Raw genomic sequence first — 20132 nt, forward strand, 5'->3', positions numbered from 1 at the left:
GCTAGCGCTAACCTATCCGCGTCTGAGGCGGACGATACCCTTTTTCACAGACATCACCAGTTTGCGCAGTTTGCCCAACAAGCCTTTGTCGACCAGTGGTCGGACTTTTTTCGACGCGCCGGGCGTGAGCTGTGCGTCGGCTTCGATAAGGCTGTTGATATGACGTTCGAGATCGGGCCCTACCAAACCGGCGACAGTTCTAGCGCTGTCCAGCCGCTTGTCATGACGGCTGTGAAATTTGTAGTGATGCAGCAGGCGCGGGGCGCTGTGCAGAAAACCGAACATCTCGGCCTGACGATAATCGAGGAAGTTGTACTCGGGTGGCAGAACTGCCAGTCGCAACGCGCTGGCAAACAGCTTTTCGCGGATCAGCGCCTGATCTGAGGTCAGGTTTTCCGAGATGATAGTCTCTTGTACATCTCGCAGGAAATCCAGCACTGCGTCCGAAGTGCGAATTCCAACCAGCCCGCCATTGAGATGGGGAAATGCGTTGGGCAGCGGAGTTTTCCAAACACGTTGCGCATGGGCCGAGTTGCGCAAAGGGTCATGGACCATCGCGATATCAAACTGCTCTAGGACGGTGAAGATATCCGACATATCTGCCAGACAGCGCACATCGGCATCCAAATAGACCGTCTTTTCGAACCGGGACCGCACAAGGCTTTCGAACTTGGGTCGGAACCAGCTTTTGTCCAGCATGTGGATTTGGTCAAACACTTCTGTTCCCGGGATGTTTTCGAGGTCGGTGAACAGGTCGACCGGTACATCCGGCATGGCGACCTTTAACGACCGAGCCGCTGCCACCGCTGTTTCGATGTAATCCTTACCGCTTGCGGCAATGACAAATCCCTGAGACGACATGGCAATCTTCCAAAAAATGACCCGGCCCACCATGGGTGAGCCGGGTTCTGTTTAACCGTATAAGACGGATCAGGCCAGAGAGCTGTCGATGCCTTTGCATGCTTCGATCAGGCCCTTCACGGCGTTGACCGAATTGTCGAAACCAGCCTGCTCTTCTTCGTTGAGCTTGATGTTGACGATACGCTCGATACCGCCTGCGCCGATCACGGTGGGGACGCCGACATACATGCCTTCGACACCCAGCTCTCCGTCGCAATAAGCGGCGCAGGGCAGGACGCGTTTCTGGTCTTTCAGATAGGCTTCGGCCATTTCGATTGCCGATGTGGCAGGCGCATAGAAAGCCGAACCTGTTTTCAGCAGGCCAACGATTTCAGCCCCGCCGTCTCGGGTGCGCTGCACGATTGCGTCCAGTTTCTCTTGTGTGGTCCAGCCCATCTCGACCAGATCAGGAAGCGGGATGCCCGCAACGGTAGAATAACGAACCGAAGGAACCATGGTGTCGCCGTGGCCACCCAGAACAAAGGCAGTGACGTCGCGCATGGACACGTTGAATTCTTCCGACAAGAAGTGGGCAAAACGGCCTGAGTCCAGAACGCCCGCCATGCCGCAGACCTTGTTGTGCGGCATGCCCGAGAATTCACGCAGAGCCCAGACCATCGCGTCCAGCGGGTTGGTGATGCAGATGACAAAAGCATCGGGCGCGTTGGCGGCGATGCCTTCACCGACCGACTTCATGACTTTCAGGTTGATGCCCAGCAGGTCATCACGGCTCATGCCTGGCTTGCGTGGGACACCTGCGGTGACGATGCAAACGTCGGCGCCTGCGATGTCCTCGTAGGACTGGGTGCCTTTCAGCTTGGCGTCGAACCCTTCGGAAGGGCCGGATTCTGCGATATCCAGCGCCTTGCCTTCCGGAGTGCCCTCGGCGATGTCGAACAGCACGACGTCACCGAGTTCCTTCATTGCTGCGAGGTGGGCGAGCGTGCCGCCGATCTGACCTGCGCCGATCAGCGCGATCTTGGGTCTGGCCATTTGGAAAATCTCCGGTCGGTATTGAAATCGCGGTTTTGCTAGTCCTAAAACCGGCGCTGCGCAAGCCTTCTGCGGCGCGGCATGCCACCGCATACCGTTTGCATGTCTCCTACCGATTGCGCTAAACCGCCTGTGACTCATGCATATTTACGGGACGCCGCATGTTCGAGATGGACCTGATGTTTTTTGCCGTGGCGATCCCTGCTGTGATCTTCGCCGGCATCTCGAAGGGTGGGTTCGGCTCGGGGGTGGCGTTTGCCGCGTCATCGATTCTGGCACTGATCCTGACACCGGGACAGGCGCTTGCACTGATGTTGCCAATTCTGATGGTAATCGACGTCGCTACGCTGGGCCCCTATTGGAAACGCTGGAGCTGGCCGGATTCACGCCTGCTGATCGTGGGGGCAGTGCCGGGTGTGGCTGTGGGCGCCTGGCTGTATCGCGCCACGAATGACGACCTTCTGCGCCTGCTGATCGGAGGGATTTCAGTGGGGTTCGTGATCTGGCATGTGGCCCAGAGAAAGGGCTGGATCCGCGGCTTTGCCAATCGCCTGCCGCCATTTGCGGGAATTCTTGCGGGGTTGGTCGCCGGATTCACCAGCTTTGTCAGTCATGCGGGCGGCCCACCCGCCGCCGTCTATCTGATATCGCAGCGTCTGTCTAAAACCGAGTTTCAGGCGAGCACAGTGCTGGTCTTCTGGGTCATCAATGTCGCTAAATTCATTCCGTATGCCTATCTGGGTCTGTTCACATGGCACACTGCGCTGGCCGACTTGTTGCTGGCTCCATTTGCCGTGCTTGGTGCATGGCTAGGTGTGCGCGCGCATTTCATGATATCCGAACGCCTGTTCTTCGGTATTGCCTACGTTTTGCTGATGCTGACCGGAACAAAACTGATCTGGGAGGCCCTGAGCTAGACATTGGGCGGCAGTGCTTCGGCCATATCTTCGTAGGACTGGCCCGAAGCCACAAGGCAGGTCATTCCATCCGGTAATGTCACCGTAATAGTCCAGCTTCCGCTTTGATCAGAGGCAAAGACTTCCATCACCGCACTTTGTCGGGCGATGCCAATGCTCTTACGCGTTTCGCCATAAGTCTCGGCCAGTCGAGTTATGACCTCGTCGCGGGGGGCGCAGCTTTGAGCCTGCACCTGCTGGGCGGCCAGAACCATGATACCCAGCCCCATTGTCATATTGAACAGCGTCTTGCTCATCGGTGAACCCTTTTGATTGCGATCTGCCAAGACGGTGACCGGTGCAGACCGAAATACGGTTAAAGGAACGCACGTTGCGTCGTTAATGCTGCGGTGCGGCAAGTTTACGCTTGAACTTTCCTGCAGAAAATGCCCCATTCTGCGCAACATTATTTCAAGAGGCCGAAGCCAATGGACTCCCGTCAGCGACCCTACCGTTCCGTATTGTACATTCCCGGTTCCAAAGACCGGGCGTTGGACAAGGCCCGCAACCTGCCTGTTGATGCGGTTATTTTTGACCTCGAAGATGCGGTCGCGGCGGAGGAAAAAAACAACGCGCGCGAAACGCTGGGGGCTGCCTTGGCTGCTGGCGGTTATGGGGCGCGGGTCAAGATCGTACGAATCAATGGCCTAGATACCGAATGGGGCCGGGCCGATGCCCTAGCCGTGCGGGACATGGACGTGGATGTGGTTCTGCTGCCCAAAGTGAATTCTGCCGCAGATGTGGATGCGTTGGCCGCAATAACCGGTGAGCTGCCGATATGGGCCATGATGGAGACGCCGCGCGGGATGCTGAACGCCGCCGAAATTGCCGCGCATCCGCAGATGGCGGGCTTCGTCATGGGCACCAACGATCTGGCTAAGGAATTGCAGACACGGTTCCGCCCAGACCGCCTGCCGTTGCAGACGTCGCTGGGCCTGTGCCTGTTAGCCGCGAAGGCCGAGGGGCTGATCATCGTAGATGGCGTCTATAACGCCTTCAAGGACAGCGAAGGCCTGGCGGCCGAATGCGCGCAGGGCCGCGATATGGGCTTTGACGGCAAGACCCTTATCCATCCCGCACAGGTCGATGTCACCAACGACGCCTTCGCCCCATCGGATGAGGAAATCGATCTGGCCCGCCGCCAGATCACCGCCTTTGAAGAGACCGAAGCACAAGGGCAGGGCGTCGCGGTCGTCGATGGCAAGATCGTGGAAAACCTGCACGTTGCAACCGCCCGTGAAACTCTGGCAAAAGCAGAGGCGATTTCAGCTTTGCAAGCGGGGTAAGCCAGCATGGGCTTTGTTCTTCTGATTCTTGGTGTGGCGCTCTGGTGGGCCGCACATCTGTTCAAACGCGTGATGCCGGACCAGCGCGCGGCGATGGGCAAAGGCGGTGCGGGCGCGGTGGCGCTGGCGCTGCTGGCGTCAATCCTGTTGATGATCTTCGGTTATCGCATGACCGATTTCATCCCAATATGGTCGCCGCCGACCTTTCTGATCCACGTCAACAACCTGCTGGTGCTGATCGCTATCTATATGATGAGCCCCGCAGGCCAAAAGGGTCGTCTGCTGAACAAGCTGCGTCACCCGATGCTGGGCGGCATGAAGCTCTGGGCCTTTGCGCATTTGCTGGTCAATGGTGATCTGGCCTCAATCGTCCTGTTCGGCGGCTTGCTGGCCTGGGCGGTGGTCGAAGTGATCGTGATCAACAAATCCGAGCCGGACTGGATACCGGGCGAGCCGGGCACTTACGGCAAGGATGCGATGTTCTTTGTCGCGTCGATCGTTCTGCTGGGCATTATCGGCTATATTCACGGGTTGGTCGGCCCGTCGCCGTTTGGTTCATAAAGGTTTGACAACATGGCAACACTCTATCGTCTGCTGACCGAGGAAGACACCGCAGCCTTCTGTCACAAAGTGTCGGACGCGCTGGCAAAAGGGTGGGAGCTGTATGGCGACCCGTCCTATGCCTTTGACACTGCAAACAACGTGATGCGTTGTGCGCAGGCCGTGACCAAAGAGGTTGCGACCGACTATTCCCCTGAAATGAAACTGGGACAGCAATAATGGCAAAAACCAATCCGGGCCGTTTCTTCGAGGATTATTCTGTAGGGCAAGTGCTGCACCACGCGGTGCCTCGCACCGTGACCGATGGCGAACGGGCGTTGTATCATGCGCTCTATCCGGCGCGTCATGCTCTGTATTCCTCGGATGAGTTCGCCCGGAATTGTGGCCTGCCGCAAAGCCCGATCGATGATCTGGCGGCGTTTCACGTGGTGTTTGGCAAGACTGTCCCTGATGTATCGCTGAATGCAGTGGCCAATCTGGGCTATGCTGAGGGGCGTTGGTTGAAGCCGGTTTATCCCGGCGATACGCTGCGGTCGGAATCCGAAGTGATTGGGGTCAAGCAGAACTCGAACGGAAAAACCGGTGTTGTGTGGGTGCGAACCCGTGGCCTGAACCAGCGCGATGAGGTGGTTATTGAGTATGTCCGCTGGGTGATGGTGCGCAAATCGAACCCTGACGCGCCCGCCCCGGACACGGTGGTGCCCGAGTTGAAACAGGCGCTGGAGCCTCAGGATCTGGTAGTGCCACAAGGGCTGAACTTTTCCTCCTATGAATTTGTTCAGGCCGGTGAGGCGCATCGGTGGGGCGATTACGCGATTGGTGAAAAGATTGATCATGTGGACGGCGTCACCGTGGAAGAAGCCGAGCATATGCTGGCCACGCGGCTTTGGCAGAACACTGCCAAGGTTCATTTCGATCTGACCTTCCGCCCCGAAGGCCGTCTTATCTATGGCGGGTACGTGATCTCGATGGCGCGGACCCTGTCGTTCAATGGATTGGCAAATGCGCAGATGATCGTCGGGTTGAACGGTGGCGCCCATGCCAACCCTTGCTTCTCAGGCGATACCATTAAGGCCTGGTCTGAGGTGCTGGACAAAGCCGAAACTGGCATCCCCGGCGTTGGGGCGGTCCGGTTGCGGCTGGTCGCCACGAAGGGTGGAGAGCCATTCGAGTTGAAAAATGACGATGGCCGATATCTGCCCAACGTTCTGTTGGACCTCGACTACTGGGCTTTGATGCCAGTCTGACCCCACATTCATTTGAACGCAGCCTGCAATATTCGTGCTAGGCTGCAACCATGTCTCTGCTTCGCTCTTTCGTCGCCTGTTTCTTTCTGGCCCCGACCGCCGAGGCGTGTGATCTTGCTTTGGCTCTGGCCGTTGATGTCTCGGGATCGGTGGATTCGAACGAATACCGCATACAAATGGACGGCCTGGCCGCTGGATTGCGTGACCCCATCGTCTCCGAGGCGCTGGTGCGCGGGAATGCGCGGTTGATGCTGGTCCAATGGACCGGAGCCTCTCGTCAGAAGGTGACGATCCCCTGGACACCTATGGATAGCTTTGAAGCCATAGATAGCTTCGCCAGACAGGTGGCTGCGGATGCCAGAGTCTGGCGCAATTTTTCGACTGCAATCGGTGAGGCGCTTGAGACCACAATGTCCAGTTTCAGCGAGGTAACCGAATGCAAACGGCACCTGATTGATATTTCGGGTGATGGGGTTTCCAACGAAGGGGTTGAACCGTCCGAGATTCACGATGTGTTGCGTGGAAAAGGTGTCACGGTAAATGCCATCGCCATCGAGGAAAGCGAACCCGACTTGACGGCCTATTTCTTTGAGAACGTCATTGTAGGTGAGGGAGCGTTTGTCGTTTCGGCGGCCGGGTTCGAGGATTATCCGGCCCGCATCCGAAAGAAACTGTTGCGGGAAGTGACCCAGCAAACGGCCGGTCTGAAATAAGTGTGGCAGGGATTCGGAGCTGCAGGCGCTAACATCTGTTTCGTCTGATTTGATTTGTGATCACAAGAATATTTTGTGTGATCACTTTATCGCTTAATCTGTCATTTTGCGCGAATTCTGAGCTTTTTTGCGGCTGCAGCACGTGACAGTGTCGCAAAAACCAGTAAAACCTTCGGAAGCCAACCGAAAAGGAGCCGCCATGAGCGATGTAAATCGGGGCAACCGCCCGCTCTCACCGCATATCCGCATCTACCGCCCACAGATGACGTCTCTGTCGTCGATCATGGTTCGGATGACTGGATTGGCCGTGTTCGCAATCGCAGCACTTGTGGTGTGGTGGCTGTTGGCGGCGGCAACCTCTGAGGCGGCCTTTGCAGGCATAGACGGGTTTCTGCGCAGCTGGTTCGGTGATCTTGTCATGACCGGAGCGGCCTGGGGTTTGTGGTACCACACATTGGGCCGGTTGCGTCATGTCTTTTGGGATTTCGGCTACTGCCTGGATGTCGATCTATCTGAAAAGCTGGGATGGGGCATGTTCGTTGGTGCCACGATCCTGACCATCATCACCGTTCTTGTGGTTTAAGGAGACGTTCGATGCGATACCTGACTGACCGTAAACGCGCCGAGGGTCTGGGAGCGGGCAAATCCGGAACCCAAACACATTGGAACACAATGGTCCGGGCCATGATCCTGACTGTTCTGATTCCTCTCTTCATCTTCACATTTGGTGCCGGTCTGGGCGGAACCTACGAAGAGGTTCTGGCTTATTTCAGTCGCCCCTTCCCGGCGATCGTATGCGCGCTGACACTGATCGTTGCCCTGTTGCAGCTGATGTACGAAGCGCAGGAGGCCATCGAAGACTATATCCATGGTGTCGCCGAAAAAGTGACGCTGGTTGCGATGTGGGCGTTTGGCTACACGCTGATGGTTGCGGGGCTGTTCGCCCTGGTGAAACTCGCCCTGTGATGATGCGCGGTAAGGAATAAGAACAATGACAGCAGCATATGAATACGAAACCCACGAATACGACGTCGTTGTCGTAGGCGCAGGTGGTGCAGGTCTTCGCGCAACGCTGGGTATGGCGGAACAGGGTCTGCGTACGGCATGCGTGACCAAGGTGTTCCCGACCCGCTCACACACGGTTGCCGCGCAGGGCGGCATCGCGGCGTCGCTGTCGAATATGGGTCCTGACCACTGGCAGTGGCATATGTACGACACGGTCAAGGGCTCGGACTGGCTGGGCGACACCGACGCGATGGAATACCTCGCACGTGAGGCACCCAAGGCGGTCTATGAGCTAGAGCATTACGGTGTGCCCTTCAGCCGGACCGAGGAAGGCAAGATTTATCAGCGTCCCTTTGGCGGCCACACCACCGAATTTGGTGAAGGCCCCGCGGTTCAGCGGACCTGTGCCGCTGCTGACCGGACCGGCCACGCAATCCTGCACACGCTCTATGGTCAGTCGTTGAAAAACAATGCTGAGTTCTACATCGAATATTTCGCCATCGACCTGATCATGTCCGACGACGGACAGTGTCAGGGTGTCGTCTGCTGGAAGCTGGACGATGGCACCATGCATGTCTTCAACGCCAAGATGGTGGTGCTGGCGACCGGCGGCTATGGCCGGGCGTATTTCAGCGCCACTTCGGCCCATACCTGCACCGGTGACGGTGGCGGTATGGTGGCCCGCGCGGGTCTGGCGCTGCAGGATATGGAGTTCGTTCAATTTCACCCGACCGGCATCTACGGCTCGGGCTGTCTGATCACCGAAGGGGCGCGGGGTGAGGGCGGGTACCTGACCAATTCCGAAGGCGAACGGTTCATGGAGCGCTATGCGCCTCAGTACAAAGACCTGGCACCGCGCGACTATGTCTCGCGCTCAATGACTATGGAAATCCGCGAAGGGCGCGGTGTGGGTGCAGAGGGCGACCACATCCACCTGAACCTTAGCCACTTGCCTGCCGAGGCTTTGGCCGAGCGTCTGCCGGGTATTTCCGAAAGCGCCAAGATCTTTGCCGGTGTGGACGTGACCAAAGAGCCGATCCCGGTTCTGCCGACCGTGCACTACAACATGGGCGGTATCCCGACCAACTATTGGGGTGAGGTTCTGAACCCTACCGCCAAGGACCCAACCGCCGTGGTCCCGGGCCTGATGGCTGTGGGTGAGGCTGGCTGCGCCTCGGTCCATGGGGCGAACCGTTTGGGCTCAAACTCGCTGATCGATCTGGTGGTCTTTGGCCGCGCGGCGGCGATCCGGGCCGGCAAGGTTGTGGATGCCGATAGCGCCAACCCGGTTCTGAACCAGGGGTCGGTCGACAAAGCCTTTGATCGCTTTGACACCGTCCGTAACGCCAGCGGAGCGATCCCGACCGCCGATCTGCGGCTTGAGATGCAAAAGACCATGCAGGCTGACGCGGCCGTATTCCGCACCGCCAAAACCATGGCCGAAGGTGTTGAAAAGATGACGGCGATTGCCGCCAAGATGGACGACCTGAAAGTCACCGACCGCTCGTTGGTCTGGAACAGCGATCTGATGGAAACGCTGGAACTGACCAACCTGATGCCAAGTGCGCTGGCCACCATCGTCGGTGCCGAAGCGCGTAAGGAAAGCCGTGGTGCCCATGCGCATGAGGATTTCAGCGAACGCGACGACAAAAACTGGCGCGTTCACACGGTGTCCCGCGTGGATGGTAATAAAGTGAACCTCAGCTATCGCCCGGTGATCGTCGATCCGCTGAGCACCGAAGCAGAAGGCGGAATCAGTCTGAAGAAAATCGCGCCCAAGGCGCGGACTTTCTGATGTGATTGGGCAGTCCGCGACCAACCACCGGACTGCTCAAATTCTATGGGTCAGTAATATCTGTACTTAGCCAATCGGCTATGGCGAGATGAATGTTTCAATGTACTGATTCACATCGGCTTCAGAGATTTCCTGACGCTGTGCCAATATGTCGAGAATTTTCAGGCTGACATCTGTGAACCCAAAAACACCTTCGGTTAGAATTGCCAGTCGCTTTAGTATCTGGCTGTTCAGCTCTGCAGGATCAGACAAGTCCCTGAGATAGATAATGTCCCCGTCCAGCATTTGTGTCGATTCAAAGTCCGAAAGAACTCCCGACCATTTCGATACGACCAGCCTGTTCTCGATATGCGCAAAACTATGGGGCAAAAACCCCAATTTTCTGAGAAATGTGTCAACCTCGCCAAAACCTGGCTGATTCTCGTACAATGGAAAAAACGATACTTCGGTCTGTATGGCGGCGACATTTTTCAGCGTGTTTTCCGCCGAGGTAAACACCGAAAGTTCGGCACCCTGAATGTCAATTTTCAGAAAATCCACTGGACCCAAACCTGCGATATCATCCAGCCGCTGGGTTTGCATCTCCATACTGCCAATTTGCCTTGCAGCATTGCGTAGGCCACGTAGGTAAAGAAGTGTTTTTTCCCTTATTTTCAGCAAGGATGTCAAGCCCGAGCCCTTGTAGATATTCAACAAGGCCGGTTTGCCGTCTCCGACTGCAAAGTTGAAATACTCTTCATTTGCACCTTTATTGCGGACGACCTCTTTCATCGTGTCTTCCTGAGGTTCAAAACCGACGACATTGCAGAGGTCGTTCTTTAGCAAATCACGGTAAGGGGCGTCATGGCGCATTGGATTGGCGCCAATATCGGCAATGCGTACAAAACTGCTCAAATCCAGAAGATCGTACAAAGCAGAAATGCGGGCGCTGAAAAGATTATCCATTTCTTAGAACCGTAAGCGCTTCGGCCAACTTGCGGCTGATCCGCTCTGGCGCGCGTTCCTGAGCGAATTCGAAGCACGCCCTACGTTTTTCAGCGAGTTCTGAATCGGACATTTCCATCACCTTCATCATCATGCGGATCAGTCCTCGAGGGTTTTGTGCCGGATACAGTAGATCATGACAGGATTCCGGGGTCGTCTGCCGGTGGGGTTCAATGTCCGGAGCGACAACTGGCAAGCCGAAGGTCATGGCAAGCATTGCGGTTCCAGAGGTGAAGGTTTGTGTAGATGGCAAAACATAGGCGTGAGCTTGGGAAAAAACACTCGGAATAGCCTCATCTTCTACGCGTTCGCCTATCACGGTTACGTTTGAAATGGCGTCCAGCCGTCGTACCAATCGCCGACTGGGCCGGAAGACTCGGCCTACCACTGACATATGAAAGTCGAAACCCCTGTTGGTTAGCTTGCGGATGGCGAAATGAAGCCGGTCCAACTCGCGGTTTCCGCGCATCGCGCCAAAGGTCAAAAAATGGGTCTGATCGCGTGGTTGCATCAGGCGCGCAAGCGTGATTTCAGCGCTTTCATAAACGCCTAGATAGCTTGGGTGAGGGATCAGGCAAATCTTATTCGGTTCCGCGTCATATTGGGCGATCATATGTTGTCGCGCGTTTGGGGTATGGACATGGATCATATCGACCAGCTCTGCCAACTTGCGTCGCGCCGCGTGAAACCCATCGTTGCCCTCACGCGCTGAATGCGCGGCGCGATTGTGAATGGTCCAGATGACGCGACCACCGTTTGATTTATACAGCTCAAGTCCCGACACGGCATCTTGAAACAGAGCGTTGTTCGCGGGATCTTCACCATCCTTGATCGGAAACAGCCTGTCATCCCATTGGATATGCAGGATTCCGTGTTCGGTCTGAAACTCTGGTTTCGCAATCTCTGCAAAGTTCAGCTGTTTCATTGCAGCTAGAGAAAACTCTGGCTCGCATGCGCTGTACATCATGTTTTGGTAGGGGTTTTTGGTGCCGTAGGGAATATTCAATACTCGTGTCTGCATACGGCACTCAGCTTTTGCTTTCTCGGGTGCAGACTCCACGCACATAAGCTCAATGTAAAGGTGAAATCACCCATCTTTATTGACTGTTTTCAAGGCTAAATGGTTGGCTTTCGCACTTGCAGCGTGTATCTATACACGGGAATTTAGCGAGGTCGGAAATGGTACAACTCACCCTGCCAAAAAATTCTCGGATTACCACCGGAAAGACATGGCCCAAGCCAGAGGGCGCGACGAATGTGCGCAAGTTCCAGATCTATCGCTGGAATCCTGACGACGGTCAAAATCCCCGGGTGGATACCTATTTCGTCGATATGGACAGCTGCGGTCCGATGATTTTGGATGCGCTGATCAAGATCAAGAATGAGATCGACCCAACCTTGACCTTCCGCCGGTCTTGTCGCGAGGGCATTTGTGGGTCCTGTGCGATGAATATCGACGGGATCAACACGCTGGCCTGCATCTATGGCATGGATGAGATCAAGGGCGATGTGAAAATCTATCCTTTGCCCCATATGCCTGTGGTCAAGGACCTGATTCCGGACCTGACCCATTTCTATGCCCAGCACGCAAGCATCATGCCCTGGCTAGAAACCAAGACCAACCGGCCTGCGAAAGAGTGGAAGCAATCCATTGAAGACCGCAAAAAGCTGGATGGTCTTTATGAATGTGTGATGTGTGCCAGCTGCTCGACCTCGTGCCCAAGTTATTGGTGGAATGGCGACCGCTATCTTGGCCCGGCGGCTCTGCTGCATGCATATCGTTGGATCATTGACAGTCGAGATGAGGCAACGGGTGAGCGCCTGGATGAGTTGGAAGATCCGTTCAAGCTGTATCGTTGCCACACGATCATGAACTGCGCCAAAACCTGCCCGAAGGGTCTGAACCCTGCAAAGGCAATCGCCGAGATCAAAAAGTTGATGGTCGAACGCACGGTGTGAGGCGGACTTGATCCATGTGCCTGCTGTGTTGCGGCAGGTGCAATTCCCATTTGCAAGAATATGTGGTGTGAACGCCTGCAGCCTGTCCTATGTTCGGCTCAGGGAGGAGTGATTATGTCACAATGGGATCACTCCGATGAGAACCAAAACCAATTCCGCTGATGCCGCCGAAGCCCTGGAATTTCTGGAACAGGCATGGGCCTATTATACGCCAGAAACGGTAATCCCCACTTCAGAGCGGATGCCAGAGCTGTTCGAATACGCAAATGCTGCCTGATCTGCGATTGCAGGGCTTGAAAACAACCGACTGATCAGCAAAGCAGGAGAATGCCTGTTATTCTTCTGCTTCTTGCTGCCGCCGTATTCGCCTATTTTCTGTGGCGCGCCCGCACTTCGTCACTGACACGTGAATGCCGCTGGCGCCAGCACCGAAAAGAAGGGCAATGGGTCTGCTCGTTTTGCGGTGCTCAGACCGATGGGGCGGAAAGTCCCAAGCAGTGTTTAAAGGGATCGACCGGTGGATAGCCGATGCGGGACAGGGTCGACCCTGCCCCAACCCGTTTGCTAAGCCTTTGGAAACGCCGCCTGAAGTGCGATCTCAACCATGTCGCCAAAGCTGCTTTCACGTTCGGACGATGGCAGAGCTTCTCCTGTCAGCAAGTGGTCGGAAACAGTCAGCACGGCAAGGGCCCGGCACTTGTGGCGCGCGGCCAGGATGTAAAGTTCGGCGGCTTCCATTTCGACGCCCAGAATGCCGTGACGCACCATCTGTTCGTTCAGATCGGGACGTTCATCGTAGAACACATCCGAGGAATAAATCCCGCCAACATGAGTTGGTGTTCCTTTGTTTGCCGCAGCCTCAAAGGCGGCCTGCAACAGGCTCCAATCCGCGCAAGGTGCAAAGTTGAGCTCTTTCATGATCCCCCGAGACGGCGTGCTGAGCGTGGTCGAAGTCATCGCCAAAATGACATCACGAATGTTCAAACTGTCCTGCATCCCGCCACATGACCCAATACGGATCAAAGTTCTGGCGCCAAAATCGCGGATCAATTCATTCACGTAAATTGACAGCGAGGGCATTCCCATACCGCTGCCTTGAATCGTGACCGGATTACCTTTCCAGGTTCCGGTGAAGCCCAACATGCCACGCACGTCATTCACCAGTTTGGCGTTATCCAGAAAAGTTTCTGCCGCCCATTTTGCCCGGTAAGGATCACCGGGTAAAAGAACTGTTTCAGCGATTTCGCCTTTTTCGGCGCCTATATGAATCGTCATTTCGTTATCAATTCCATTCAGATTTCCATATCCGAAATATCCGCTCCGGCTTTCAAAGCTTCGTGTACCCAATGCGGCTTGCGACCGCGCCCCGACCAGGTTTGATCGTGGTTGGATGGATTTCGGTATTTTGCTTTTGTTTTCGATATCTTAAGAGATTTCGAGGACCCATCAGAAAGTTCGGAAAGGGAAAACCCAAATTCCGCTGCGGCTTTCTGAGCAGCTTTCAAAGCCTCTTTCCTATCACGTCTTTCGGCTGCTTTCAGCGCCACATCTACATTGGCACGCAATTCCAACAGTTCATTGCGCGTCATCTTTTCGAGATTCATTCCCATTTACATTCCCCTGATGTTACCGAATTACAATGTCCCCGAAGAGTCACCGTAGTTCTAAAAGTATCCATTATCTATCCCTTTTGCGAAGGCGATAGATACGGGGAAAATGGGTGGCAAATCGGCGGTTATTCAGCGGCCAGGTTTTGCGGATCAACCAAGGAAACTATGTCGCCCATGATTGCATTCAACTCGAAGTTTTTTGGCGTGTAGATTTTGGCCACACCCATCGCTTTGAGTTTTTCAGCATCGTCATCTGGGATAATGCCACCGACAACAACAGGAACATCGTTCAGGCCCGCCTCGCGCAGACGGTTCAGAACGTCCTGAACCAACGGAATGTGACTGCCGGACAGAATTGACAGGCCGATCACATGGGCTTTGTCCTCGATTGCGGCGGCCACAATTTCCTCGGGTGTCAGACGGATGCCGTCATAGCTGATGTCCATGCCGCAATCGCGGGCGCGGAAGGCGATCTGTTCAGCGCCATTTGAATGGCCGTCCAGACCGGGTTTCCCGACCAGGAATTTCAGGCGACGTCCAAGCTTGTCGCTGACCGCGTCAACGGCCGAGCGCAAGTCCTCCAGCCCTTCGGTTTTGTTTGAGACCGAGCCGGAAACGCCGGTCGGGCCGCGATATGTGCCATAGACTTTGCGCATCTCTTCGGCCCATTCGCCGGTGGTGACGCCAGCCTTGGCGGCGACGATTGACGGCTCCATTACATTCGCACCGGATTGTGCGGCCTCACGCAAAGCGGCCAGCGCTGCTGCAACTGCCGCGCCATCCCGTTCGGTGCGCCATTCGTTCAGGCGGTTGATCTGTTCCTGCTCTACTGCCGGATCAACGACCATGATGCCGCCGTCTTCGGTTTCCAGGGGTGAGGGCTCGCCCTCGGTCCATTTGTTCACGCCGACCACAATGGTCTCGTTGCGCTCGATCCGGTTGAGGCGCTCTGCGTTCGAATCCACCAGGCGTGACTTCATGTATTCGATCGAAGCGACAGCGCCGCCCATCGAATCCAGGTTTGCCAGCTCCGCACGCGCGCCTTCTTTCAACTCTTCAACCTTGGCATCAACAGCCGGGTTGCCATCAAACAGATCGCCATATTCCAACAGGTCGGTCTCATAGGCCAGAATCTGCTGCATCCGCATCGACCATTGCTGATCCCAGGGCCGCGGCAATCCCAGCGCCTCGTTCCAGGCGGGCAATTGCACCGCACGGGCGCGGGCCCTTTTCGACAGTGTTACGGCCAGCATCTCAATCAGGATGCGGTAGACATTGTTTTCAGGCTGCTGCTCGGTCAGACCCAGCGAGTTTACCTGAACGCCATAGCGAAAGCGGCGGAATTTGGGATCCTCAACGCCATAGCGTTGTTGCAAAATCTCATCCCAAAGGTCGACAAAAGCCCGCATTTTGCACATTTCGGTAACAAACCGTATGCCGGCGTTCACAAAGAACGAAATCCGGCCACACAGCGCCGGAAAATCCTCGGCCGGTACCCGTGGGCGCAACTCATCCAGAACTGCAATCGCTGTTGCCAAGGCGTAGGACAGTTCCTGCTCGGGCGTCGCGCCAGCCTCTTGCAGGTGATAGGAACAGACGTTCATCGGGTTCCATTTTGGCACGTTGGTATAGCAATACTCGGCCACGTCGGCGATCATCTTCAGCGACGGTTTCGGCGGGCAGACATACGTTCCGCGGCTCAGGTATTCCTTAATCAGATCGTTCTGAACCGTGCCCTGCAGTTTAGAGACATCAGCACCCTGTTCCTCGGCAACCGCTATATAGAGCGCCAGCAACCAAGGAGCCGTGGCGTTTATCGTCATCGACGTGTTCATCTGTTCCAACGGGATCTGGTCGAACAAAACCCGCATGTCGCCCAGATGGCTGATCGGCACACCCACTTTACCAACCTCGCCGCGTGCCAGCGTGTGATCGCTGTCATAGCCGGTTTGCGTCGGCAGATCGAAGGCCACCGACAGACCCGTCTGACCCTTGGCCAGATTCCCGCGATACAGCGCGTTGGACGCTTTGGCGGTGGAATGACCGGCATAGGTTCGGATGAGCCAGGGGCGATCTTTCTGCGTCTGCGTCATAACTGGGCCTCGTATTGCGGGTGGGCAAGAAAATTACGTTCATGGGTTCTAAAGCGCAATTTTCGGGACATGTCAATTCGCTGCGCCGCGGCATTTCCGGTTGTGCCGATTGTGGGATGCAGCGATTGGTGGCAGGGTGCATTTATGACACAGACCGTGGAACTTCCGCTTTGGCTGTTTTTGTTGATCCTGGTATTCGCCGCGGTCACACTGGCCTCGCATTTTCTGTTTCCGTCAGTGCGGTGGTTTTTTCGCCGTAGGTTGGAGCGCGCGGTCAAACGCCTGAACACGCGCCTGCAGCGCCCGATACAGCCGTTCAAGCTGGCCCGACGCCACGATATGATTCAACGTCTGATCTATGATCCTCAGGTAGGGCAGGCCGTGCAGCAGCACGCACGTGAAGAAGGCATTCCCGAAGCGGTCGCCTTTGAGCAGGCCCAGCGGTATGCGCGCGAGATCGTGCCTTCTTTTTCCGCCGTTGCCTATTTCAGTATCGCCATCCGGTTGGCGCGGATTCTGAGCAACGCCTTTTATGATGTACGGCTTAGTTATCAGGATGAAGATGCCCTGAAAGATATTGATCCAAATTCGACAGTTGTTTTTGTGATGAACCACCGCAGCAACATGGATTATGTGCTGGTCACCTATCTGGCGGCCCAGCAATCGGCTTTGTCTTATGCTGTTGGCGAATGGGCGCGTGTTTGGCCGCTCAGTCGGTTGATTCGTGCGATGGGGGCCTATTTTATTCGCCGCAAGTCCGGCAGCGAACTCTATCGTCAGGTATTGGCCTGCTATGTCCGGCATGCCACCGATGCCGGTGTTACACAGGCCATGTTCCCTGAAGGCGGGCTGAGCCTGACGGGGGCCATGGCACGCCCCAAGCTGGGGCTTTTGAAATACATAATCGATGGTGCCAGGGTGGATGGGGCGGATGTGGTGTTTGTTCCCGTTGCGCTAAACTATGACCGGGTTCTTGAAGATACGATCCTGACCAAGGCCGCACTTGGCAATCAAAGGCAATTTCGTGCCCGAATCGGGGTTATAACTGGGTGGATGTTGAAACAGATAGGCAGGCGTCTGACCGGTCGCTACCAGCGGTTTGGATTTGCTGGAGTGCGATATGGTCACCCTATCTCATTGAAGGAATTCCGCACCGCCCATGACGATGTGATGACTGATCTCGCGCGCGAACTCATGCAACGGATCAAAGAAGCGATTCCGCAGGCGCCTGTTCCTGCAGCGTGCTGGCTGGTTCGCACCAAAGGAGAAATGCCCGAAGACGAGCTTAAAAGCTTGATCACCGGATTTTTGCAACGTGACGGAACTTTGGGTGATCAGGATGAGTCCGCGGTTTCAGCTGCCTTGGATCAGCTGGTCGAACGCAGAATTCTGAAACGAGAAGGTGGGAAAATATCTCAATCCGGGCAAAGGGTTGATCTGCTCGACTACTATGCAGCCTCAGCCCCGATTGGCGACGGCTGGCCTGATGCTGCGGCAGCGAAAGAAGTTTCTGCAGGCGCTGGGTCATAAAATTACAAAAATGATGCAAAATCTATTGCATTATTTCCTTCAGGCCAATATCTCATCATCCAACGCAAGCGCTTCTGCATCGCGGCAAACAGGAATGAGAAATAAGGAGGCCAACATGGCTCTGGACACCGACAGCGGTATCGCAACTTACGACGCGCCGGAAAAAGACCTCTATGAAATGGGTGAAATCCCTCCGATGGGGTTTGTGCCTAAGAAAATGTATGCATGGGCAATCCGTAAGGAACGCCACGGGGAACCGGATACTGCGATGGTCCAGGAAGTCGTGGACGTACCAGAGCTGGACAGCCACGAGGTGTTGGTTCTGGTGATGGCGGCGGGCGTTAACTATAACGGCGTCTGGGCATCCCTGGGCAAGCCGATCTCGCCCTTTGACGGCCACAAAGCCCCGTATCATATCGCCGGTTCTGACGCTTCGGGGATCGTATGGGCCGTGGGTTCGAAAGTAACGCGCTGGAAAGTGGGCGACGAGGTTGTCATTCACTGCAACCAGGACGATGGCGACGACGAACATTGTAATGGTGGCGATCCGATGTATTCGGACAGCCAGCGAATCTGGGGTTATGAAACGCCGGATGGGTCTTTTGCACAGTTCACCAATGTTCAAGCCCAGCAGTTGATGCCGCGCCCCAAGCACCTGACCTGGGAAGAAAGCGCTTGCTATACTCTGACGCTGGCGACCGCGTATCGGATGCTGTTCGGGCACGAGCCGCATGATCTGAAGCCGGGCCAGAACGTTCTGGTCTGGGGTGCCTCGGGCGGTCTGGGCTCTTATGCGATCCAGCTGATCAATACCGCAGGCGCCAACGCAATCGGCGTGATCTCGGACGAAAGCAAGCGTGACTTTGTTATGGGGCTGGGCGCCAAGGGCGTGCTGAATCGCAAAGACTTTAACTGCTGGGGTCAGTTGCCCACAGTAAACACACCGGAATATGCGGACTGGTTCAAAGAAGCGCGCAAATTCGGCAAGGCGATCTGGGAAATCACCGGCAAAGGCAAGAATGTCGACATGGTGTTTGAACATCCCGGCGAAAGCACATTTCCGGTGTCGACCTTTGTCGTGAAAAAAGGTGGTATGGTTGTGATCTGCGCCGGTACCACAGGCTATAACCTGACTTTCGACGTTCGCTATATGTGGATGCATCAGAAACGCCTGCAAGGTTCGCATTTTGCGCATCTCAAGCAGGCTGCTGCCGCGAACCAACTGATGGTCGAACGCCGTCTGGATCCCTGCATGTCCGAAGTGTTCGCCTGGGGTGAATTGCCCGACGCGCATATGAAGATGATGCGGAATGAGCATAAACCAGGCAACATGTCGGTTCTGGTTCAGGCGCCGCAGACGGGCTTGCGCACGCTTGAAGAGGTTCTAGACGCAAAAGGCTGAGCCCCCAAAAAAAGAATATTAGCACCCGCGAATCGCATCGAGCGAGCGCGGGTGTATCTATTTCGAGGCATAAGGAAATAATTACAGTGGGTTACAGAATCGTGACCCGCTAGTTTTGGGGAGTAGAAACCAGTGAATAGGCTTAAAATCATCTCACATGTTATGGTTGTGTTAACCCTTCGTTAACCGTTTCGGAGAGACTTTAGATGGCGCATAATGAGTGGATACTGGACGTTTTGTCGGACCTCAACGCCTTCGCTGTTGAAAACGGTTTGACCGCACTTGCCGAGCAGCTTGATGATACCAAGTTGATCGCAGCGGCCGAGATTGCGTCCATGCAGGATAAGGCACAGGCGCTCGCGAATGGGAACACAACTCGACATGAGTCAGGTCCTAGAGGACTTGGAAAGCACCAACACGCTTGACGAGTTGGGCGATGTAGCCGTTCGATTGCGCGACCGGCTGCAGGTTGAACATCTTATCTATCATTGGGTTGATGGTGCCGGGGATCAATACGGCTATACAACTTACCCGGACGCTTGGGCCGAGCGATACCGTGAGCGGAATTATCACCGCATAGATCCGGTGATCCTGGGGTGTTTCCAACGGTTCCACCCGGTTGACTGGAAATTTCTGGACTGGTCTGGAAAAGTGGCGAAAGCCTTTTTGCAGGATGCCCTTGAACATGGGGTTGGCAATCAGGGTTATTCGATCCCCATCCGGGGGCCGAACGGCCAGTTTGCCTTATTCACAGTGAATCACTCATGTGATGATGAGAAATGGAAGTCCTTCATCGAGGCCCATGGCCGCGAGCTGATTTTGATCGCGCATTACTTTAACCGAAAGGCTCTGGAGTTCGAAACCGACAGGCAGCCGGATACGACCCGAGGCCTGTCGCCTCGTGAGACGGATGCCATGACCTTGCTGGCGCTTGGATACAGCCGGGCACAAGTCGCGCACTCACTGTCAATCTCGGAACATACGCTGCGTGTCTATATTGAAAGTGCGCGTGCCAAGCTTGGGGCGCAGAACACAACCCATGCCATCGCAACAGCACTCAGCCGTGGATTAATAGTGGTTTAACAAGCGCGCGCGCCA

23 protein-coding genes are annotated in these 20132 nt (G+C 55.6%); 15 read left to right on the forward strand and 8 right to left on the reverse strand.

What is annotated here, in order from left to right:
• Nucleotides 1-12 precede the first annotated feature (12 nt).
• Together AC2FGB_RS05680 and mdh are read right to left on the reverse strand one after the other, a co-directional pair.
• Nucleotides 13-861, reverse strand: a complete 849-nt coding sequence (locus AC2FGB_RS05680; RefSeq protein WP_185956640.1) for a putative nucleotide-diphospho-sugar transferase — start codon at nt 859-861, stop codon at nt 13-15.
• Between the two features lie 69 nt (nt 862-930).
• Nucleotides 931-1893 (reverse strand): malate dehydrogenase, encoded by a 963-nt coding sequence (gene mdh, locus AC2FGB_RS05685; RefSeq protein WP_142635480.1) that lies wholly within the window; start codon nt 1891-1893, stop codon nt 931-933.
• A 161-nt stretch (nt 1894-2054) separates the two neighbouring features.
• On the opposite strand from mdh, the gene AC2FGB_RS05690 reads away from it, so the two are divergent.
• On the forward strand, nt 2055-2810 hold the full coding sequence (locus AC2FGB_RS05690; RefSeq protein ID WP_271948427.1) for a sulfite exporter TauE/SafE family protein: 756 nt from the start codon (nt 2055-2057) through the stop codon (nt 2808-2810).
• On the opposite strand, the gene AC2FGB_RS05695 is transcribed toward AC2FGB_RS05690, so the two are convergent.
• Nucleotides 2807-3106: a hypothetical protein gene (locus tag AC2FGB_RS05695; RefSeq protein WP_496693575.1), complete on the reverse strand. Its 300-nt coding sequence runs from the start codon at nt 3104-3106 to the stop codon at nt 2807-2809. The two genes, AC2FGB_RS05690 and AC2FGB_RS05695, sit on opposite strands and share 4 nt — an antisense overlap.
• Before the next feature lie 171 nt (nt 3107-3277).
• Here AC2FGB_RS05695 and AC2FGB_RS05700 point away from each other — a divergent pair, with 171 nt between their 5' ends.
• From AC2FGB_RS05700 to sdhA, 8 genes are all read left to right on the forward strand, one after another.
• The gene (locus AC2FGB_RS05700) at nt 3278-4135 is read left to right on the forward strand and encodes an HpcH/HpaI aldolase/citrate lyase family protein (RefSeq protein WP_496688979.1); all 858 of its coding nucleotides are present in this window, start codon (nt 3278-3280) and stop codon (nt 4133-4135) included.
• Between the two features lie 6 nt (nt 4136-4141).
• Nucleotides 4142-4696 carry an NnrU family protein gene (locus AC2FGB_RS05705; protein ID WP_496693576.1) on the forward strand — a complete coding sequence of 185 codons (555 nt, stop codon included), beginning with the start codon at nt 4142-4144 and terminating at the stop codon, nt 4694-4696.
• A 12-nt stretch (nt 4697-4708) separates the two neighbouring features.
• Nucleotides 4709-4915, forward strand: a complete 207-nt coding sequence (locus AC2FGB_RS05710) for a DUF1737 domain-containing protein (RefSeq protein WP_142635490.1) — start codon at nt 4709-4711, stop codon at nt 4913-4915.
• Nucleotides 4915-5943: a MaoC family dehydratase gene (locus AC2FGB_RS05715; RefSeq protein ID WP_496688975.1), complete on the forward strand. Its 1029-nt coding sequence runs from the start codon at nt 4915-4917 to the stop codon at nt 5941-5943. Before AC2FGB_RS05710 ends, AC2FGB_RS05715 begins: the two co-directional genes overlap by 1 nt.
• Nucleotides 5944-5993: 50 nt before the next feature.
• Nucleotides 5994-6656, forward strand: coding sequence for a DUF1194 domain-containing protein (locus AC2FGB_RS05720; protein ID WP_496693577.1), 663 nt, complete (start codon nt 5994-5996; stop codon nt 6654-6656).
• 199 nt (nt 6657-6855) lie between these two features.
• On the forward strand, nt 6856-7239 hold the full coding sequence (gene sdhC / locus AC2FGB_RS05725) for a succinate dehydrogenase, cytochrome b556 subunit (protein ID WP_142635496.1): 384 nt from the start codon (nt 6856-6858) through the stop codon (nt 7237-7239).
• An 11-nt stretch (nt 7240-7250) separates the two neighbouring features.
• Nucleotides 7251-7622, forward strand: coding sequence for a succinate dehydrogenase, hydrophobic membrane anchor protein (locus AC2FGB_RS05730; protein ID WP_142635498.1), 372 nt, complete (start codon nt 7251-7253; stop codon nt 7620-7622).
• Nucleotides 7623-7647: 25 nt separating this feature from the next.
• The gene (sdhA, locus tag AC2FGB_RS05735) at nt 7648-9456 is read left to right on the forward strand and encodes a succinate dehydrogenase flavoprotein subunit (protein ID WP_142635500.1); all 1809 of its coding nucleotides are present in this window, start codon (nt 7648-7650) and stop codon (nt 9454-9456) included.
• A 78-nt stretch (nt 9457-9534) separates the two neighbouring features.
• Here sdhA and AC2FGB_RS05740 read toward each other — a convergent pair whose 3' ends face one another.
• Nucleotides 9535-10401 carry an FkbM family methyltransferase gene (locus tag AC2FGB_RS05740; RefSeq protein ID WP_496693578.1) on the reverse strand — a complete coding sequence of 289 codons (867 nt, stop codon included), beginning with the start codon at nt 10399-10401 and terminating at the stop codon, nt 9535-9537.
• Nucleotides 10394-11365 (reverse strand): glycosyltransferase family 4 protein, encoded by a 972-nt coding sequence (locus AC2FGB_RS05745; RefSeq protein ID WP_496693579.1) that lies wholly within the window; start codon nt 11363-11365, stop codon nt 10394-10396. The genes AC2FGB_RS05740 and AC2FGB_RS05745 overlap by 8 nt, the downstream gene beginning before the upstream one ends.
• A gap of 254 nt (nt 11366-11619) precedes the next feature.
• Here AC2FGB_RS05745 and AC2FGB_RS05750 point away from each other — a divergent pair, with 254 nt between their 5' ends.
• From AC2FGB_RS05750 to AC2FGB_RS05760, 3 genes are all read left to right on the forward strand, one after another.
• A complete protein-coding gene (locus AC2FGB_RS05750) occupies nt 11620-12399 on the forward strand; it encodes a succinate dehydrogenase iron-sulfur subunit (protein WP_496693580.1) in 780 nt (259 codons plus the stop codon).
• Between the two features lie 136 nt (nt 12400-12535).
• A complete protein-coding gene (locus AC2FGB_RS05755; RefSeq protein ID WP_496693581.1) occupies nt 12536-12676 on the forward strand; it encodes a hypothetical protein in 141 nt (46 codons plus the stop codon).
• Nucleotides 12677-12726: 50 nt separating this feature from the next.
• Nucleotides 12727-12924 (forward strand): hypothetical protein, encoded by a 198-nt coding sequence (locus AC2FGB_RS05760; protein ID WP_496693582.1) that lies wholly within the window; start codon nt 12727-12729, stop codon nt 12922-12924.
• Between the two features lie 39 nt (nt 12925-12963).
• On the opposite strand, the gene deoD is transcribed toward AC2FGB_RS05760, so the two are convergent.
• From deoD to AC2FGB_RS05775, 3 genes are all read right to left on the reverse strand, one after another.
• Nucleotides 12964-13674 (reverse strand): purine-nucleoside phosphorylase, encoded by a 711-nt coding sequence (gene deoD, locus AC2FGB_RS05765; protein ID WP_496693583.1) that lies wholly within the window; start codon nt 13672-13674, stop codon nt 12964-12966.
• Nucleotides 13675-13691: 17 nt separating this feature from the next.
• Nucleotides 13692-14009 carry an H-NS histone family protein gene (locus AC2FGB_RS05770; RefSeq protein ID WP_281995213.1) on the reverse strand — a complete coding sequence of 106 codons (318 nt, stop codon included), beginning with the start codon at nt 14007-14009 and terminating at the stop codon, nt 13692-13694.
• A gap of 125 nt (nt 14010-14134) precedes the next feature.
• A complete protein-coding gene (locus AC2FGB_RS05775) occupies nt 14135-16117 on the reverse strand; it encodes a protein meaA (RefSeq protein WP_281995289.1) in 1983 nt (660 codons plus the stop codon).
• A gap of 129 nt (nt 16118-16246) precedes the next feature.
• Between AC2FGB_RS05775 and AC2FGB_RS05780 the strand changes: the two genes are divergently transcribed.
• From AC2FGB_RS05780 to AC2FGB_RS05790, 3 genes are all read left to right on the forward strand, one after another.
• Nucleotides 16247-17632, forward strand: a complete 1386-nt coding sequence (locus AC2FGB_RS05780; protein WP_496693584.1) for a 1-acyl-sn-glycerol-3-phosphate acyltransferase — start codon at nt 16247-16249, stop codon at nt 17630-17632.
• A 115-nt stretch (nt 17633-17747) separates the two neighbouring features.
• Nucleotides 17748-19034 carry a crotonyl-CoA carboxylase/reductase gene (ccrA, locus tag AC2FGB_RS05785; protein ID WP_142635517.1) on the forward strand — a complete coding sequence of 429 codons (1287 nt, stop codon included), beginning with the start codon at nt 17748-17750 and terminating at the stop codon, nt 19032-19034.
• A 363-nt stretch (nt 19035-19397) separates the two neighbouring features.
• Nucleotides 19398-20117 carry a helix-turn-helix transcriptional regulator gene (locus AC2FGB_RS05790; protein WP_142635521.1) on the forward strand — a complete coding sequence of 240 codons (720 nt, stop codon included), beginning with the start codon at nt 19398-19400 and terminating at the stop codon, nt 20115-20117.
• Nucleotides 20118-20132 lie beyond the last annotated feature (15 nt).

The organism is Ruegeria sp. CDSC021 (assembly GCF_059610845.1).

Coding starts and splice junctions, on each gene's coding strand:
- AC2FGB_RS05680 (WP_185956640.1), bottom strand. CDS start 861: ATGTCGTCTCAGGGATTTGTCATTGCCGCAAGCGGTAAGGATTACATC.
- mdh (WP_142635480.1), bottom strand. CDS start 1,893: ATGGCCAGACCCAAGATCGCGCTGATCGGCGCAGGTCAGATCGGCGGC.
- AC2FGB_RS05690 (WP_271948427.1), top strand. CDS start 2,055: ATGTTCGAGATGGACCTGATGTTTTTTGCCGTGGCGATCCCTGCTGTG.
- AC2FGB_RS05695 (WP_496693575.1), bottom strand. CDS start 3,106: ATGAGCAAGACGCTGTTCAATATGACAATGGGGCTGGGTATCATGGTT.
- AC2FGB_RS05700 (WP_496688979.1), top strand. CDS start 3,278: ATGGACTCCCGTCAGCGACCCTACCGTTCCGTATTGTACATTCCCGGT.
- AC2FGB_RS05705 (WP_496693576.1), top strand. CDS start 4,142: ATGGGCTTTGTTCTTCTGATTCTTGGTGTGGCGCTCTGGTGGGCCGCA.
- AC2FGB_RS05710 (WP_142635490.1), top strand. CDS start 4,709: ATGGCAACACTCTATCGTCTGCTGACCGAGGAAGACACCGCAGCCTTC.
- AC2FGB_RS05715 (WP_496688975.1), top strand. CDS start 4,915: ATGGCAAAAACCAATCCGGGCCGTTTCTTCGAGGATTATTCTGTAGGG.
- AC2FGB_RS05720 (WP_496693577.1), top strand. CDS start 5,994: ATGTCTCTGCTTCGCTCTTTCGTCGCCTGTTTCTTTCTGGCCCCGACC.
- sdhC (WP_142635496.1), top strand. CDS start 6,856: ATGAGCGATGTAAATCGGGGCAACCGCCCGCTCTCACCGCATATCCGC.
- AC2FGB_RS05730 (WP_142635498.1), top strand. CDS start 7,251: ATGCGATACCTGACTGACCGTAAACGCGCCGAGGGTCTGGGAGCGGGC.
- sdhA (WP_142635500.1), top strand. CDS start 7,648: ATGACAGCAGCATATGAATACGAAACCCACGAATACGACGTCGTTGTC.
- AC2FGB_RS05740 (WP_496693578.1), bottom strand. CDS start 10,401: ATGGATAATCTTTTCAGCGCCCGCATTTCTGCTTTGTACGATCTTCTG.
- AC2FGB_RS05745 (WP_496693579.1), bottom strand. CDS start 11,365: ATGAAACAGCTGAACTTTGCAGAGATTGCGAAACCAGAGTTTCAGACC.
- AC2FGB_RS05750 (WP_496693580.1), top strand. CDS start 11,620: ATGGTACAACTCACCCTGCCAAAAAATTCTCGGATTACCACCGGAAAG.
- AC2FGB_RS05755 (WP_496693581.1), top strand. CDS start 12,536: ATGAGAACCAAAACCAATTCCGCTGATGCCGCCGAAGCCCTGGAATTT.
- AC2FGB_RS05760 (WP_496693582.1), top strand. CDS start 12,727: ATGCCTGTTATTCTTCTGCTTCTTGCTGCCGCCGTATTCGCCTATTTT.
- deoD (WP_496693583.1), bottom strand. CDS start 13,674: ATGACGATTCATATAGGCGCCGAAAAAGGCGAAATCGCTGAAACAGTT.
- AC2FGB_RS05770 (WP_281995213.1), bottom strand. CDS start 14,009: ATGGGAATGAATCTCGAAAAGATGACGCGCAATGAACTGTTGGAATTG.
- AC2FGB_RS05780 (WP_496693584.1), top strand. CDS start 16,247: ATGACACAGACCGTGGAACTTCCGCTTTGGCTGTTTTTGTTGATCCTG.
- ccrA (WP_142635517.1), top strand. CDS start 17,748: ATGGCTCTGGACACCGACAGCGGTATCGCAACTTACGACGCGCCGGAA.
- AC2FGB_RS05790 (WP_142635521.1), top strand. CDS start 19,398: ATGGGAACACAACTCGACATGAGTCAGGTCCTAGAGGACTTGGAAAGC.